At 35.1% G+C, this 17,198-nt stretch carries 18 protein-coding genes; 10 read left to right on the forward strand and 8 right to left on the reverse strand.

Translation table 11 applies throughout. From position 1 onward, the window contains the following. Positions 1–6: 6 nt before the first annotated feature. The 5 genes from H9L01_RS04115 to H9L01_RS04135 are packed head-to-tail and all read left to right on the forward strand — an operon-like array spanning position 7 to position 3,676. Positions 7–1,095 carry a VOC family protein gene (locus H9L01_RS04115; protein WP_187534747.1) on the forward strand — a complete coding sequence of 363 codons (1,089 nt, stop codon included), beginning with the start codon at positions 7–9 and terminating at the stop codon, positions 1,093–1,095. Positions 1,096–1,105: 10 nt separating this feature from the next. Next, positions 1,106–2,098, forward strand: a complete 993-nt coding sequence (locus tag H9L01_RS04120) for a ring-cleaving dioxygenase (RefSeq protein WP_187534748.1) — start codon at positions 1,106–1,108, stop codon at positions 2,096–2,098. A gap of 1 nt (position 2,099) precedes the next feature. Then, positions 2,100–2,540 (forward strand): MarR family winged helix-turn-helix transcriptional regulator, encoded by a 441-nt coding sequence (locus H9L01_RS04125; protein WP_187534749.1) that lies wholly within the window; start codon positions 2,100–2,102, stop codon positions 2,538–2,540. After that, positions 2,527–3,114, forward strand: a complete 588-nt coding sequence (locus H9L01_RS04130) for an alpha/beta hydrolase (protein ID WP_187534750.1) — start codon at positions 2,527–2,529, stop codon at positions 3,112–3,114. The genes H9L01_RS04125 and H9L01_RS04130 overlap by 14 nt, the downstream gene beginning before the upstream one ends. Before the next feature lie 19 nt (positions 3,115–3,133). Next, a complete protein-coding gene (locus tag H9L01_RS04135) occupies positions 3,134–3,676 on the forward strand; it encodes an NADPH-dependent FMN reductase (RefSeq protein ID WP_187534751.1) in 543 nt (180 codons plus the stop codon). A 25-nt stretch (positions 3,677–3,701) separates the two neighbouring features. On the opposite strand, the gene H9L01_RS04140 is transcribed toward H9L01_RS04135, so the two are convergent. The 3 genes from H9L01_RS04140 to pbp4b form a co-directional block, all read right to left on the reverse strand. Continuing rightward, entirely contained in the window at positions 3,702–4,445 is a 744-nt protein-coding gene (locus tag H9L01_RS04140) for a hypothetical protein (RefSeq protein ID WP_187534752.1), read from the reverse strand. A gap of 104 nt (positions 4,446–4,549) precedes the next feature. After that, entirely contained in the window at positions 4,550–5,419 is an 870-nt protein-coding gene (locus tag H9L01_RS04145) for a PRD domain-containing protein (protein ID WP_187534753.1), read from the reverse strand. 66 nt (positions 5,420–5,485) lie between these two features. Then, on the reverse strand, positions 5,486–7,825 hold the full coding sequence (gene pbp4b / locus H9L01_RS04150; RefSeq protein ID WP_187534754.1) for a penicillin binding protein PBP4B: 2,340 nt from the start codon (positions 7,823–7,825) through the stop codon (positions 5,486–5,488). 517 nt (positions 7,826–8,342) lie between these two features. On the opposite strand from pbp4b, the gene H9L01_RS04155 reads away from it, so the two are divergent. Beyond that, positions 8,343–9,746, forward strand: coding sequence for a PTS transporter subunit EIIC (locus tag H9L01_RS04155; protein ID WP_187534755.1), 1,404 nt, complete (start codon positions 8,343–8,345; stop codon positions 9,744–9,746). Between the two features lie 54 nt (positions 9,747–9,800). Here H9L01_RS04155 and H9L01_RS04160 read toward each other — a convergent pair whose 3' ends face one another. The 5 genes from H9L01_RS04160 to H9L01_RS10765 all read right to left on the reverse strand — a co-directional run bounded on the left by H9L01_RS04160 (position 9,801) and on the right by H9L01_RS10765 (position 13,352). Next, a complete protein-coding gene (locus H9L01_RS04160) occupies positions 9,801–10,787 on the reverse strand; it encodes a saccharopine dehydrogenase NADP-binding domain-containing protein (protein WP_187534756.1) in 987 nt (328 codons plus the stop codon). After that, complete coding sequence (locus tag H9L01_RS04165) at positions 10,777–11,154, reverse strand: MarR family winged helix-turn-helix transcriptional regulator (RefSeq protein ID WP_187534757.1); 378 nt, start codon at positions 11,152–11,154, stop codon at positions 10,777–10,779. The genes H9L01_RS04160 and H9L01_RS04165 overlap by 11 nt, the downstream gene beginning before the upstream one ends. Before the next feature lie 115 nt (positions 11,155–11,269). Next, positions 11,270–12,265: a D-2-hydroxyacid dehydrogenase gene (locus tag H9L01_RS04170; protein ID WP_187534758.1), complete on the reverse strand. Its 996-nt coding sequence runs from the start codon at positions 12,263–12,265 to the stop codon at positions 11,270–11,272. Between the two features lie 35 nt (positions 12,266–12,300). Then, complete coding sequence (locus H9L01_RS04175; RefSeq protein ID WP_246449165.1) at positions 12,301–13,212, reverse strand: PTS sugar transporter subunit IIC; 912 nt, start codon at positions 13,210–13,212, stop codon at positions 12,301–12,303. Continuing rightward, a complete protein-coding gene (locus H9L01_RS10765; RefSeq protein ID WP_246449168.1) occupies positions 13,146–13,352 on the reverse strand; it encodes a hypothetical protein in 207 nt (68 codons plus the stop codon). The genes H9L01_RS04175 and H9L01_RS10765 overlap by 67 nt, the downstream gene beginning before the upstream one ends. 347 nt (positions 13,353–13,699) lie before the next feature. On the opposite strand from H9L01_RS10765, the gene H9L01_RS04180 reads away from it, so the two are divergent. From H9L01_RS04180 to H9L01_RS04195, 4 genes are all read left to right on the forward strand, one after another. Then, positions 13,700–14,437 (forward strand): GntR family transcriptional regulator, encoded by a 738-nt coding sequence (locus tag H9L01_RS04180; RefSeq protein ID WP_187534759.1) that lies wholly within the window; start codon positions 13,700–13,702, stop codon positions 14,435–14,437. 73 nt (positions 14,438–14,510) lie between these two features. Continuing rightward, positions 14,511–15,332 carry an SDR family NAD(P)-dependent oxidoreductase gene (locus H9L01_RS04185; protein WP_223151045.1) on the forward strand — a complete coding sequence of 274 codons (822 nt, stop codon included), beginning with the start codon at positions 14,511–14,513 and terminating at the stop codon, positions 15,330–15,332. 19 nt (positions 15,333–15,351) lie between these two features. Next, positions 15,352–16,776 (forward strand): PTS transporter subunit EIIC, encoded by a 1,425-nt coding sequence (locus H9L01_RS04190; RefSeq protein WP_187534760.1) that lies wholly within the window; start codon positions 15,352–15,354, stop codon positions 16,774–16,776. After that, positions 16,763–17,182: a PTS mannitol transporter subunit IIA gene (locus H9L01_RS04195; protein WP_187534761.1), complete on the forward strand. Its 420-nt coding sequence runs from the start codon at positions 16,763–16,765 to the stop codon at positions 17,180–17,182. The genes H9L01_RS04190 and H9L01_RS04195 overlap by 14 nt, the downstream gene beginning before the upstream one ends. Positions 17,183–17,198 lie beyond the last annotated feature (16 nt).

The following is a 17,198-nucleotide window of genomic DNA, read 5'->3' on the forward strand; positions in this document are numbered from 1 at the left end:
AACAACATGAAAGTACAAGGAATTCATCACATCTCATCAATAGTAGGACATGCGCAAAAGAATATTGATTTCTATGCAAGTGTTTTGGGATTGAGATTAGTGAAAAATACTTTAAATTACGATGACCAATACAGCTACCATTTCTACTATGGAAATCGTGATGGAAGTTCAGGACTAACTACAACGTTTCCTATGACGGATAGTATTGAAGGTCATTCAGGAAGTGGACAAGTTGATACACTTGTTTATGCCGTGCCGTCAGGAAGTTTTGAGTTTTGGCATAATAGATTAGTGGAATTTGGGTTTAAACCCTATTATTATGATCGATTTGGTATGAAGAGGCTCGCATTTTCTGATCCAGATGGATTAGAAATCGAAATGATCGAAGTAAACCGATTTGATGAAAGTGCGTGGGAATACAATGGAATTACGAAAGAAGTCGCAATAATTGAAATTACAGGTTCAATTCTATTCTCGAATAATCCACCACAATCATTAAAATTACTTGTCGATGGATTAGGCTATCAACTTATCAATGAAGATGAAGAATTTTATTTATTAAAAATTAATGATCAGTTCTTATATTTGAATAAGCAAATAATGGCCCGTGGAAGAATGGGAATTGGTAGTGTTCATCATATTGCATTTAAAGTGGACAATGAAGAAATAGCATTGTGGCATCAGAAACTAATCGATTTAGGTATGAAGCCTACAGAAATAAAAAATAGAAAATACTTTAAATCAATTTACTTTAGAGAACCCGGTGGAGTATTAATAGAACTTGCCACTGAAGGACCTGGCGTACTCATTGATGAAACAGTAGAGAGATTAGGGTCGAACTTATTGATGCCGCCTCACTTCAAAGAATATGAGGATGAAGTTCGCGAAAAACTAATGCCTGTGACAGTAAGAGAAGTATCAAAACTAGAAGGTTATGGTTATCGAGATCGTTATGAACATGACCTACTTGTTAAGAAACAAAGAGTTAAAGAAGAACTTACATACTTACTTAGAAAATCTAAAACAGGATCGCTATCTGAGGAAGAAAAAGAAACATTGAAAACACTAAGACAAGATTTCATTACATTAAGATAAGGAGAATACTATGAAAGACTTACAATTAGGAGGAATCCATCACGTTACTGCGATTACAAGCAGTGCTCCCAAAATTTATGATTTTTTTACCGATATCCTTGGTATGAGACTGGTCAAGAAGAATGTTAATCAAGATGATTTAACAACCTACCACCTCTTCTTTGCAGATGATCGTGGAAACCCAGGAACTGATATGACTTTCTTTGATTTCAAAGGTATTGGACAACATGTTGAAGGAAATGAGGATATCTCAAAAACTTCATTCAGAGTGGATACTCATGAAGCTTTAGAATATTGGGTGAAACGTCTCGATCATTTTGAAGTAAAACACTCAGGAATTAAAAAGAGATTTGGTCGAAAATTTCTAGACTTCGTCGATTTTGATAACCAACATTACACCATCGTTTCTGATGAAGGTGTAGCAGGTGTTGCTCCGGGTGAACCTTGGTATAAAGGACCCGTCCCCAATGAATATGCTATTCGTGGATTAGGACCTATTTTCTTAACAGTAAGTGATGAAGAATTGATGAATACGATTCTTGTCGACTTGATGAAAATGAAGCGGGTACAAAAAGAAGAATCTCTAATTCTCTACGAAATGGGTGATGGCGGAAACGGAGGGAGTGTAATTGTTGAAGTGAGTGACATTGATACTGTAGCAATGCAAGGTTATGGTGGTGTTCACCACGTAGCATTCAGAGTTAAAGACCGTGAGGAACTCAATCAATGGACACAGTTCTTTAATCAATTACAAATACCGAATTCAGGATATGTTGATAGATTTTACTTTAAGTCACTTTACATTCGCCTTTACCCAAATATCTTGTTTGAGATTGCGACAGATGGACCAGGATTTATTGATGATCAAGAATCTTACGAAGTGCTGGGAGAAACACTAACATTACCACCACACTTAAGAAATCGAAGAGAATATGTTGAAAAACATCTGAAGACATTTGATTCTGTAAGAAGTACCAAATCATACGAAAAGGAATACTTCTAATATGGAACAGAAACTTAAAACTCTCATCATATTATTCAAGGCACAAGAAACTGTTGAACGAAGTGTTAAGAAGTCACTAGAATGTTCAAATCTAACGGTCAATGAGTTTGCAGCAATGGAAGCGTTGTATACGAAGCATTGCTTAACTACACAAGAATTAATTGATGCAGTTTTAATTCCGAATAGTAGTATGACATATGTACTCGATACATTAAAAGCAAAAGATTATATTCAAAGAATAAGAAAACCTGAGGATAAACGAATTCAGTCAATTTCGTTAACAGAATCCGGGAATAAGGTATTTGAAGATGTCTACCAACATCATTACGAATATATGAAAGAAATATTTGAGATTCTAGATCCAGAAGAGGAAGTTCAACTTCAGGAGTTATTAAAGAAACTTGGAAAGTTTGCAGAGGAAAAAAATTATGATAAACGTTAAAAGAGAAGGTAGCAACGAAAATTTAATGATTTTACTCCATGGCACTGGAGGCGATGCGACCAGCTTGTTTGACCTTGCAGCAATGATAGATCCACATGCAACTTATGTAGGAATTCAAGGTAATGTTGATGAAAACGGAGTCACACGTTATTTCAAACGTTATCCAAATGGACAGTTTGATTTAAAAAGTCTCGCTAAAGAAACTTATGAATTGAAAAATGAAATCGATAGGATTATTGCAGCAAATTCTGAGTTAAAAAAAGTAATTGTTCTTGGGTATTCTAATGGCGCGAATATCGCTCAAAATATTATGAAAGAGTTTGATGTATCATGGGATACAGTGCTTCTATTTCATCCGGTGAATGTCCGACCAGAAGTACCGTTCAAATATCAACCAAGCCAAGTTCTGATTACCTATGGTGATAAGGACCCTTACGTAAGTAAAGAGAACTATCAAGCATTCAAAGAACTGTTAAAACAAGCAAACATTAAATATGATGAAGTTGTTCATGATTATGGACATTCATTAATTAAAGAAGAAATAGATGCAGCGATTGCTTTATTAAATAAATAAAAGAAAGAGGAAGAGAAAAATGAAAATAGGAATAATTTTAGGAAGTATCCGTGAAGGACGAAATGGCGAAGCAGTAGCAAAATGGACTTTAGATTTCGCTCAAAAACGACAAGATGGTGTTGAATATGAACTAGTTGACTTAAAAGATTATGATTTACCATTACTTGGATTGGCTCCAACAGATGCACAAGCCGCTTCTATCAAAGCATGGTCAGAAAAAATGGCATCATTTGATGGTTATATTATCGTAACTGCAGAATATAATCGTGCGGTTCCAGGAGCATTAAAAAATGCCCTAGATTACTTGCAACCCGAACTCCACAATAAATCAGTTGGTTTTGTAGCATACGGTGGACTAGGCGGACTTGCAGCAATTCAATCCTTGCGTTTAACATTAGCAGAACAAGAACTTGCGGATGTAAGAACAATGGTTACATTCTCACTTATGACAGACTTTGAAAATATGTCAGTATTTAAACCTCATGCATATCATGAGGGAAATGCAACAAAGATGATGGATCAAGTGACATCTTGGGCAAAAGCGTTAAAAACAATTCGTTAACAAAAAGGAGAAATAGCCGGAATGGTTATTTCTCTTTTTTATAAAATATTGAAATAATAACAAGAATTATTGCACCCATTGCAAATACGAAAATAATGATTGGAAATGAAAAAATTCGCAGGAAACTTGATTGGTTTCTTTCATCATAGTTAGATTTGTTTAAGTTACGGAAATCCTCAAACTCGATAACTTCCCATTCGTTGATGGAATTATTGAAAGGTTTGTGACTTTGTTTGATTGGAATGATAGCTTCGGATTCAGGGAAATATATAAAATATGAATCATAATTGGGTGAATAATAATAAACTAAACCTTCAGGATTTAAATGATGGCTGTCAATCAAGGACTGAAGGCGAGATGTATCAACTGGAAGTGTGAGTTTATCGACATTCTCGTTAGCAAGTTCGATTGTATTAATCGCCATAGTATCATTTTCATTCTTAGAGAAAACGACTTTGTTACCGATGTCAGTGAGCACAAAGTAATATCGATATTGAACAATTGAGTTCAATGAACCTGTATCGTAAAGTGTTTCGGAAATATCCTGAGTTCCACCTGTGGTAGTAGTTTGTACTTCGCCAGTAAGATTGCCATAATGGTGATTATCATTTTTCATAAATTGATGGTAGTATTCAATACTATCCTGAATGTTATTAATATCTTCAGCTTGAGTCGCAGAGAATTCATCAATAGTAGGTTCCTCAGCCCAGATGCTAAAAGGTGAGGCAAGTAAGGACAGTAGTAGTAAAAAAATCGCTGTTTTTTTCATAAACATACCTCTCTTTACCTATATTATACCAAAGTCGTAGAAACTGTATAAAAAATCTGTCACATTCTTGCTACAGTAGCAACAGTGTGACAGTTATATATATATTACTGAGAAGGATTTTCATCATACTCAATCGGATCGCCAAGAATGTTTACAAGATGAATAACTAAGTATGACAGTTCATTGTTATCCAATTGAATATTCATTTCTTTATTGATCATTTCTATTATCTTACCCGCAATTTCTACATGTGTCGGGTAAGCACTTATAAGTGCTTCATTAACACCGCTTGATAATGTGCGTTTGTTGGCGAGAGCTCCCTCAATAATAAATCGAATATGAGTTAAGAAACGTGAATAGTGAACCGTGTTTCGATCAAACTTGACATGGTATGTTAAGTCTAGAAGTTCGTTAATGTCACCAATCAAAACATTGAGTGCATCCAATTGTGTTGAAGCATGTTTACTTGTGAGATTTTCAATATGTAATGCGATATAGGTTAACTCTGCTTCGGGAATTTTGAGATCATGTTTTGACTCGATAGTTTTAGCAAGCTCTACGGCACGATCATAAGATTGTGGATATAAAGCTTTTATTTCTAAACTAAAGAAGGAAACAATCGGTTCACCTCTCAAAATCCGTGTATATGCAGCGGCAAGATGATCTGATAAGGTTATAAAATGTTGTGTTTGAAGTTCACGATATCCGTGGGATCCAATTGCAGCAACAGTGTCCATAACCATGTCGACGATATGGTCATCAAAGCCATTAATAATACGATTAAATTCATTAGTCTGTGTTAATAACTTGTACATCTTATCATACTCAACGCCACGTTTTAATGTGTCGTTAGGTTTCAGACCAAAAGCAATACCTTTCCCCATAATAACAACTTCAAAGAATAAGTCTGAAGCAATTAAGGAGCTGTTGTTTAAGATACGTTTCACCTTGTAATTTCGATTTAATGTATTCATAGGTCCTCCATAATTAGACAGTTCTATTATACACTAAAATACAAAGTTTATAGCGAAACACTGAAACTATCGTTTATGATTAAGTCGTTTATTTTTTAATACAAATAGGAATCCTGCACTAATTAGAACCGAACCAATTATGTATAATGAAGTATTGTTATTAAGTCCAGTTGATGGAAGGGGGTTGTTTTCTTCTTTAGTTCCGTCAGGAGTTTTAGGCTCCTTAGTATCAGGTTTTTCAATTGGATCAACTGGATCAATGATTTCAATTTCTTTTAGGTTGTCATAACTTTCAAGTAACGAATGCAATGCTTCTTTTAAGTCATCATTTGTAAGTTGCGGTTGGTCAAGTGTTATTTCGTCAAGTATAGAAGAAGCATTATCATAAGCTAATTTATATTCTTTATAACTTTCTTCGGTATATTTACTTTCTTCAACGCCACTTGTTTTAGCATGTGCATCTTTGAGCTGTTGAATCAGTTCATTATCCAGTGTTGCTGGTTTTGTAAAAGAACCGAGCACACTTTGATCAAGATACTTAGTATCGTTTTCATATGTTTCTTTGAGAAGTGGGATAATATCTTGAATTTCTTTTGAGTTCCAGAGTGTTTTCGCATCGTCGTTACTGTGTGAGTATGTTTCTACAACATGGAATAATGCACGTACGGCATTTCTCTTTGATGCAGAAGATGTTTCTGAAACATTAGAAATTTCACCAAGAGTTAGCCCTTTAAGATATTCCATAGTTGATTCGTCACTACCTAAACCAAGTGCTTGATAGACCGTGTTAGTCACAGGGCCATAGGAATTGGTATTGAAGTTAGCAGTGTAGAATGCATCTGTTTCGCGATTCATGATCGGTGTATTTCGTGAGTTGGTCATGAGTGCAATGACTACGTTATTATCAGGATCAATGACGGTCACGGTCCCTGTCCATCCAGTATGTCCAACTGTTTTATCACTGGTGTAGTCAGAGAATGCCCATTTATAGAGTTGAGATTCACCAGCACGACGCCAACCCAGTGCATATGTATCTTGATTTCCTACATTTCCATAAGGAGTGGTGAATGTATCAATGACTTCGGGGCTAAAGAAACTGTTGTTTCCCATTCCGCCATTGTTTAACATGACTTGAGCCATCGTAGCAATGTCTCCAGCATTTCCAAACAGTCCGGCATGACCACTAATTCCATTCATTGTATAGAATGCTTTTTCGTCATGGACCTCGCCTTGTACGACACCATGGCGAACATTTGAGAAGGTATAACGGCCATCACGAGTATTTCCATGGACCTCAGAAGCGGTAACTTGATCTTTAGTGAATCCATTTTGTAATGGATTAAATGTTACAGATTTTAAGCCTAAAGGCGTCGTGAAATTTTCACGAACATAGGTATCTAAACGTTGTCCAGTTATTTTTTCGACAACAGCTCCTAAGAGCATGAAATCTGTATCAGAGTAAACGTTACCTGTTCCTGGAACAGTTGTAAGTTTCGTTTTTAACATCATCTCTAATGCGTGATTACGATTTTGTGTGAATAGTGGATTTCGATCTAAATTTGGATCGTTAATTTTTGAATTTTCATTGTGATATTGTGGATCGGGTAAAAATCCTGCATCGTGATGGAGTAGATTCGCTACTTTCACAAGTTTTCTATTTTCTACGGTATTAATGTCATCCTTAAAGTTGTCAGGAATGTTGATAAAATCTGGGAACAATTCGTAAATAGGGGTATTAATATCAAGTTTCCCCTCAGTTACAAGTTTTTGAACTGAATATACAGTTGCATACATTTTAGTATTACTTGCGAGATCAAAGAGTGTTGATGGTGTAACTGCAACACGATCTTTTACAGGAATTACATTAATGTCATCGAGGATAATAGTACCATTCGCATCGGTTTTACTTGCGTATGCTGTATTGTAACCATAGCCAGTTGATTTAATCATTTGGCCATCTTTTATAACAGCCAGTTGTGCAGCGGATAATCCATAAAGAGTTTCTGCTTCAATCATAGCATCGAGAAGTTTAAACCAATCGTTGTTGGAATCGATTGCTTGTGTAACATTTGGAAATGGGATTTTAATTGTAACAGGAGATACAGAAGTAACCTCAAGTTTGTTATTTCCGTTATTTACCAATTCAGAAATATCAATAATATTTTTATTATCGATATTGAGTTGTTGTCCGTTTAGAATTAGCTTAGTATTCGATAAATCATCACCAAGAATTTCTAATTTAGCACCATTTTTATAAGCTTTAAAGGATATTGTTTCGTGTGTATCCTCGATTGTTTTATCTATTTGATACGTTTGACTATCAGCAAAGACCTGAGTTGGAAAACTCAAAAATAACATACTGAAAACAGCAAGTCCGGTAATGACTTTCTTTAATAATTCTTTCATTTTTCCCTCCGATTTATGTGTTATAAAAAAGAGCTGAATAACCACGTCAAAAAAAGACAAAATTATCCAGCTCTTGCTCAAATATTTGATGGCACGCCTTCACAAACATCATAGTCAAGATTCTGAAAATGTCAACCAAAAGTTTAGCGCTTACATGAAAATAAATATCACACGAGCATTTCTAACTTGAATATTATTTAATGAAATATATTTTCATGACTATACTAAAAACCTTTAAATAGTGCACAAATCTGCATAAATAGAATCAGATCAAACCATAGTTATACAAGAAAATAAGCTAAACAAAATAAAATTAAAAAAATCTGTATTTATATTTGCTTGACAATTTGTAATGATTGTGTGAATATATGTTTAAGGCGTGCAATCGTAAGAGCAACAGCCGAGAAGTTATGGAACTATTTTTCCGTGCTTCTCGGCTTTTTATTTTGATTTTTCTCAAAAAGGAGGCGAATTGAGACGACGATTGGACACTTCAATGTTTATTAAGGAGGAGCACATGGATAATAAACAATTAGCAACTATAATTCTTGAAAGTGTGGGCGGTAAAGAAAATATCACTACTGCAGCACACTGTATGACACGTCTTCGTTTAAAGATTCGCGACGAAGAAAGTGTAGATTTTGAAAAACTTGAAGCAACAGAAGGTGTTATGGGGGTTGTGAAAAGTGATACACTGCAAATAGTAGTTGGACCTGGTAAATCTAAGAAACTTTACGACATCTTCACTGAAGAATTTGCTGTTTCAGCTGGTGGTGATGTTGATTGGGAAGAAAATAAGAAAGCCGTTAAGGGAGCTCAAAAAGAAACAGCTCTAAAACGCGGACTTAAAACAATTTCAAACATCTTTATTCCGATGATCCCAGCAATTATTGCTGCAGGACTCTTTTCAGGGCTTGCATCATTAATTGGGCAATTAACAGGTGCTAAAGAAGGATTCTGGTTTGTAACACAAACTTTATTCCAATTAATTAGTACAGGATTCTTAGGATACTTTGCTATCTTTACAGGTATCAATGCTGCGAAAGAATTTGGTGGAACGCAAGCTCTTGGGGGTATGATTGGTGCAATGTCAATTGCAGCACCACTCATCACCTTATCAACATACTTTGGACTTTATAATGCTGAACAACCTTTAAATTCTATTCTTACAACTGGTAAGGGTGGTATTATGGGAGTTATTCTTGGTGTTTGGATTATGAGTATGATTGAACGTAGAGTACGTAAAATCGTTCCTGACGTTCTTGACTTAATTGTCACACCATTAGTAACATTACTTCTTACAGCAATTATCTTTATCTTCGGTGTTATGCCATTAGCTGGTATCTTATCAGACTGGCTCGTTGCAGCACTAAACGTAATTATTAACTCAAGCAACCCTGTTGTAAGTGTTATTTCTGGATACATTCTTGCAGCTATCTTCTTGCCGATGGTATTGTTAGGATTACACCACGGTTTAATTCCTATCTATGCAATTCAATTAGAACAACTTGGTGGGGTTACTCTCTTCCCAGTACTTGCTATGGCTGGTGCTGGTCAAGTTGGGGCAGCAATCGCAATCTATATTAAAGCTAAGAAAAAAGGTGATACAAAACTCACTCAAATTATTGCGGGTGCACTTCCTGCAGGACTCCTTGGTGTTGGGGAACCTTTAATCTATGGAGTAACTTTACCATTAGGTAAGCCATTTATTTCTGCTGGTCTTGGTGCTGGTATCGGTGGTGCTTATGTAATGTTAACTAAAGTTATGGCTGTAGCTTGGGGACCTTCAGGACTTGTAGCTATTCCATTAATGAAAACACCAGCAATGATGTTAAACTTCTTTATTGGATTAATTCTTGCTTATGTGGGTGGATTTATCTTCACATTCTTAATGATGAAAGATTCAGACCTCGAACGTTAATCAAATAAAAATAAACTACTCATCAATAATTGATGGGTAGTTTTTTAGTGGCCGCTAATTCTTGTTTGATTGAATGTTGGAGAGATCCTTGTATGAAATAATATCGTCCATACCTATGAGTCCAAATGGAAGTGAGTCATCGACCAGCTTCACAGCACTTATTGCTGCAAACTGTCCTGTATAATATGCTTCATTGTAACCGTCAAATACAAGTTCGTCCATGCCGTTTGAAACATGAATAATAAAGTAGTCACTTCCAAATTTAGGATTAAGCAAAGCATGTTTGGTTACTTTATAACCATTCTTAGTCTTGAAAAATCCTGATAAATTTAAATTCATTAATGTGTGAATCATTCGAGTAGCCATTGGTTTGTCAAACCCCATATAAGTGAAAAAATTGAATTCTGGATATTTATGATTCAAAAGATATTGGTCAGCAAAGTTAAAATTAAATGTATCATACTTTACCGAGTGATGCATAAACTGGCTGTGCATATTCAAAGGCTTGTACGTTTCATTTTTAAGGGTGTAAGAAACGATCATATTTTCTAGAGTCCAATCTATTGCGGCCGAGCCGTGTTTCTCACCTAAACCAAGAATTACATGAATATCAACATTCTTCAAATTTGGATTATCTTTAATTAATTGAGTAGCAAGAATATTCGTGACGCCAGGAGCAATACCTACTCCCAATAAAATGGATGATTGATTTGTAAATTCTAGTTGTTGAACTTTATCTAGATAGCCACTATTTGCGCTTACATCCATATAATTCAGATTATTATCGATACAGTATTCAACGAGTTGTGTTGAGTTTTGATCGACGCACACTATGACCGTATGAACATCGTGAAAAAGTGACTCATCAAATGTATGAATATCAATTTTTATAGATTGAGCATCTCTTAAATTTGAATTAATAAATAATTGGATTTTTTCTGTATTTCTTCCACCAATCACCAAAGAGTGATGATTAAGAGCTTTAGAGATTGTTTGACCCACAGCTCCGTGACCACCAATAATCATAATTTTATTTCTCATATTCTTTTAATGCTTGATTAAGTAAATCAAGTCCTTTCATAAATGTTTCTTGTTCATCTGGTGTCAGGTTATCTTCGAGAGTATCGATTAAAATATTGTGACACTCTGCATGATATCTATAAATTCGTAACCCATTATCAGTGAGGGATAATCGTTTGATGCGTTTATCACTTTTATCGGTTTTTTGAATAACATAACCGTGCTCAACCAATTCCTTGATAAGTTGCGATACTAAACCTTTTGTAACATTTAAATGTTCGGTAATCTCATTTGCAGTTGTTTGGGGATAGGATCCAATCATTTCAATGATATGAGTTTGACTTGGATTTACCTCGTTGTTTTTTTCGAGCTCCTTGATACGAATCATAAGGGAGCTGATATTTATCATTAATTTTTCCATAAATATAGTTTAATTTCTAAACTATATTTCGGCAAGAACAATGCACCAAAATTAAAAAAACCACCCAAAGGGTGGTTGAAGTTTAGTTAACTCTGTTTTTAGTATCTCCAGTATTTAAGACATCTAAGACTGAATTTAGACCAATATTCATAATGTTTCTAACAGATACATCTGTATAGTGAGCAATGTGAGGTGTAAAGATGACTTTATCGTGCTTGATGGTTCTAACGAATAATTCGTCTTCGATACCTGATTCGCGATTATCTTTGGGAATATATGCACCCTCATTTTCATAGGTATCAAGTGCAGCACCTGCTAACAAGCCATTATCTAATGCTTTGAGTAAATCTTCAGTATTGACAACAGATCCACGTGCGGCGTTTACGAAGTAAGCTGAAGGTTTGAAGTTCTCGAACATCTTGATATCAAATTGATGAAAATTATCTTTAGTTGCTGGAACATGAAGTGTGACAATATCAGCATCTTTTACAACATCTTCGATTGAGTCTTTGTATTCTAAGAAGGATTTAGCTTCTTCATTTTGATAGATATCATAAGCAACTATTTTAGCTCCAAATGCATGGAATAGTTTTGCGGTCACACGTCCGATGTGTCCAGTTCCGATGACCCCAACAGTCATTTCATTGAGGAGCCCTGCTCTTATTTCTGGTTGCCAACGGAAGTCATACGCCATTGTTTTTTCTTGAATCAGTGGAAATTTTCTAACAAGATTCAGCGCAGAGGCAACTGTAAACTCAGCAATTGATTCGGGAGAGTAAACAGGAACGTTACTAATGATGATGTCACTCTCACGAGCAGCATCGAGATCATAGTAGTCAAATCCTGCACTTCTTTGTGCAATTTGCTTAATACCAAATCCCTTTAAGATTGGATAAATTTCGTTAGGGACACGAGAGTTTTGACTGGTTGTTACACCATCAAATCCTTCGCATAATTGAACAGATTCCATATTTAGTTGCCCATCAGCAATAGTAAGTTCAATATCATTATCAACTGCCCATTTTTTTGCAATCGCAACTTCTTCCTCACGAACATTAAATGCAATAATTTTCTTCATTGTATTTCCTCCTTTATTTTTGTAGTAAGTTATAATTATTTCTTTTCACCTGTATTTACAGTAAATAATTTATCTTCATATAATCCCATTTTAGTAAAAATAGTATGTGTTAATATAGCCATTCCTAGCGGAACAACCAGATATTGAATGACTAAAATTCCTGTGCTTACAAGAGGTGAAGTTTCCATAAAACTGTAAGCGTTAATTGGGCCAGCAAGACCAGTTAGTCCAAATCCTGCAGAACCTGTAGTTCCTTGAATCTTAAATAGGAATCCAAAGAAACCTGTTACTGCTGCATTAATAAGAATAGGTAATGTTAAGATAGGGTTTTGTAAGTAGTTTGGCATCATCATCTTAGGACCTGCAAAGAATAGTGCAAAGGTAGTTCCTTTATTATTAACACGTGATGATCCGTATGCAAGAGTAAAGAGTGTTGCGACGATCCCAACGTTTGCAGCACCTGAACCAAGACCTGATAGTGAGATTGCGTAGGCAATTGCGACAGTTGAAAGCGGTGTTACAATAATCAAAGCAAAGCTCATAGCTAATAATAACATCATAACAAGCGGTTGTAGCGTTGTGAAGTTAGCGATGATATTACCAAGTAATCCAGTAATTTGAGCCACGTATGGTAATGTTAGAACACCAATAAAGGCAGGAATAACACCTCCAAGAATAGGAATAACTACAATACCTAGATTAGCTAACGAGTTGTTGTACCATTTAATGATGAGAACAGCAATGGAAGCAACAATCATAATGTTGATAAGATCACCTGTACCTTTTAATACCCAAACTCCTTCAGTCAGTGTAGCAGCACCACTACCAACAAATGTAGCGCCAATAATAGATGCGGTTTCAATAGGTGTTAATTTAAATTCTAAAGCAATAAACATCCCCACAAGTACAGGTACTGTAAATTGAATTGCACCTGTAATGTTCCCCAAAGTAACAAAAATTGGACTGACACCCCCAGTGCCTTAAATATTTCTCCAAAAATTGCATTTGGAATTAATCCGACAACAATCCCCATTGCTGCACCGGCAAGAATTTTATTAATAAATTCTTTTATAGACATTTTTTCCATATAATATCCTCCTGTTTGTCCGTAGTACAAAGTTATCATTTATCAAATTCGTTCACAATCTTATTTAGAAAAAACCTGTGATATATTTAACAAAATATTTCGGAAAGGGCTATTTAATCGCTATTATTATATTTATATGTGAAATATATAACAAATTTAACAATGGATTTCACAAATGTAGGTTTAAAATGAAGGGAACAGATAAATATGAATAAAGGAATATGAATCACTAAAAATACTTATAAATAAATTGTGAGTGAAATATTTCTTATCGATTTAATTGAGTAGTGAAGATAATAAATAATGATTATGGTAAAATAGATTCAAAGATGAATTGAGGAGAATGTATGTTTATAATTGATAAGAATAATCCAACACCACTTTACTTTCAGTTACAAAATTCAATTGTAGATCTTATTAATGAAGGAACTTTTGAAGAAAATACAAGTCTGCCATCAGAATTGGAAATTATTGAATCAACTGGACTGAGCCGTACCACAGTTCGCCAAGCAATCGAAAATTTAGTGCAAGAAGGATATCTTGAAAGACGTAGAGGGATTGGGACGTTTGTAAAAATACGTAATAAGAACTTATGGGACCTCGAGAATCTAAGAAGCTTCAGGGAAGTAATGGAGATGGAGGGTAAACAAAGCTCGACATCATTAATATCAATAAAAAGAATTCCTACAAATAGAATCTTGGAAAAACGTTTTGGAGAAGATATTAAGGAATTCTATGAGTTAGAGAGATTAAGATATCTCGATGGAACACCGATAATTCTTGTAAATACATTTATTCCAGTTTCTTTAGTTCCAGGATTAGATACATTAGATCTTGAGAATAATTCACTGTTCGAAATTATGAAAAAAGAATATAACGTTAAAATTGCGTTTGCTGAAAAAGAATTAAGGGCTCGTGTTATTCGTCCTTATGATGCAAACTTATTAGAATTACCACAAGATTCTGTCGTACAGTTGGTAGATACTATTACCTATAATGATGAAGGAAAACCCATTGAATACTCAGTATCTAGAGATCGTGGCGATGTAAGTGTTTACAAAGTTCGACTAACTTATCAAGACTAAATATTATTGAACGCTCTTATGAGCGTTTTTTTTATTTGATAAAATCATTGACAAACAACTTTCAGATGATAGAATGACATTAGGACGTCATGACGTCATAACAGAGAGAGGTGTTTCTGTGGACTTTAAAAATAGAATTGCAGTTGTTACAGGAGGAGGGAGTGGAATTGGTAAAGGCGTGAGTCTTTCTCTAGCTGAAAAAGGAGCAATGGTAATTATTGCCGACTTGAGTGAAGATAATGCTATGGAAGTTGTAGATATCATTACAGATAAAAATCAAAAATCAGAGTTCTATAAGTTGGATGTTTCAAATTCAAAAGATGTAGAAAAATTTGGAGATTATCTAAAAGAGAAGTATGATAATATTGATTTTTGGGTAAACTCAGCAGGTATATCAAAAATTACGCCATTCTTTGATCATAGTGAGGAACTTTGGGATAAGACAATGGATATCAATCTAAAGGGGCAATTTAACTGTTGTAAAGTTGCTGTTGATAGAATGCTTGAGAACAATAAAGGTAGTATTATCAATCTTTCCTCCCAATCTGGAAAAGTAGGCACCAGTAATTATCAAGCTTACTGTGCTAGTAAATTCGGTGTTATTGGTTTAACTCAATCTTTAGCAGCTGAGTTTGGACCTCAAGGCATTAGAGTGAATAGTATCGCGCCTGGAGTAATCTATACTCCAATGTGGGATCAGCAAAAAATTGATTATGCAAAGAAACGTGATTTGGATCCAGATCATGTTATGGATTATTTCAAGAATAAAATTCCACTTCGAAGATTAGGAACTGTGGAAGATGTCGCACAACTTGTGTGTTTCCTTCTTAGTGATGACTCAAGTTATATCACCGGTCAAACAATTAATCTTAATGGTGGAGACATCATGTTTTAAATAAACAAGGAGAAGAAATATGGATTTCAAAATGAAGATTCAGAAATTTGGTGGATTTCTCGCAGGTATGGTTATACCAAATATTGGTGCATTCATTGCCTGGGGATTGATTACAGCTTTATTTTTAGAAACTGGTTGGTTACCTAATGAGCAATTAGCAACAATGATAGGTCCTATGCTTCAATATTTACTTCCAATCCTAATCGCTTACACGGGTGGTCGTATGGTTTATGGTCAACGTGGTGCGGTAGCAGGTGCTGTTGCAGCATCGGGAGCAATCTTTGGATCAGAAATACCAATGTTCTTGGCAGCTATGATTTTAGGTCCACTTGGTGGATGGGTAATGAAAAAAGTGGATACAGTCTTGGATGGAAAAATACCTTCAGGATTTGAAATGTTAATTAATAACTTTTCAATCGGAATTGTAGGATTAATCCTTGCTGTATTTTCATTCTATGTTATTTCACCAGCAATTGCAGGAGCAACTGCCGCTGCAACATCAGGTATTAACTTTTTAATTGATAAAGGTCTATACCCACTTCTTGCAGTAATCATCGAACCTGCAAAAGTATTGTTCCTAAATAATGCGATTGATCAAGGTATATTTGTACCACTTGGTGCAGCACAAATATTAGAACATGGTGGAAAAACTTTATTCTATATGTTAGTGTCAAGTCCAGCACCTGGTGCAGGAATTCTATTAGCTTACGCATTCTTTGGAAAAGGAAACAGTAAGAAATCAGCCCCATCAGCATTACTTATTCAATTCATTGGTGGTATTCATGAAGTATACTTCCCATATGTCTTGATGAAACCATTAATGTTCTTAGCAGTTATTGCAGGTGGTGTTGCTCAAATCATCGTTTGGGTACTCTTGAATGCTGGACTTGCTGGCTATCCTCATCCAGGTAGCATTGTTTCATTCTTAATTATGTTACCAAAAGGTGGTGCAGTTCCTGTATTGCTTGGAATTTTAGCTGGTATTGCAGCTTCAGCAGCATGTGCTGCCCTAATTCTCAAGACAGATCACTCAAGTGAAGAAGATGAAGACATTTCATTAAGTAGCGACATTGAAAATATGTTAGGTGTAAATACAAAATCAGATTCTAGTGAACCTGAAATTGTAAATGTTTGGAAGACAGCTGATATCGAGAAGGTAATCTTTGCATGCGATGCGGGAATTGGTTCCAGCGCAATGGGAAGTGGTATTCTTAAAAAGAAGATTAAGGATGCTGAGTTGGATATTCTAGTAGAAAATAGTGCAGTTGATACTGTGGATAAAAAAACTAAAGTAATCGTAACTCACAAAAAACTTGAAAAAAGAGCTCGAGATGCCGCTCCTGAAGCAGTTGTACTAACCGTTGAATCTTTCCTTAACGACCCTACCTATGATATTCTAGTAGAAGCGTTAAAGAAGGGTGAAGTTAAAGATGAAAATAGATAAGAAACAAATTAGATTCAATGTATCATCGTCTCCCAAAGACTCCGCAATTAGACTTGCAGGACAAGTACTATTAGAAAATGGATTCATCACTGAAGAATATATTGAATCAATGATTAAAAAAGAAGAAACTGATATAACTTATATTGGTAACGGTATTGCTATACCCCATGGTTTGTATGAAGATAAAAAGTATGTTCTAGAATCCGGTATCTCAGTCGTTCACTATCCTGAAGGAATAGAGTACGATGAAAACTTTGTTTTCTTAGTAATCGGTATCGCAGCAAACGATGAGAATCACCTTGAAATTCTTCAAGATATAGCTATAAAGTTATCCGATGAATCTTACGTAGAAAGACTTGTTTCTTCAGAAGATATCGACACATTTGTAAATTACTTTAATGAATAAAAGAATACACCTTGCG

Source organism: Erysipelothrix inopinata (assembly GCF_014396165.1).
Taxonomy (GTDB): domain Bacteria; phylum Bacillota_I; class Bacilli_A; order Erysipelotrichales; family Erysipelotrichaceae; genus Erysipelothrix; species Erysipelothrix inopinata.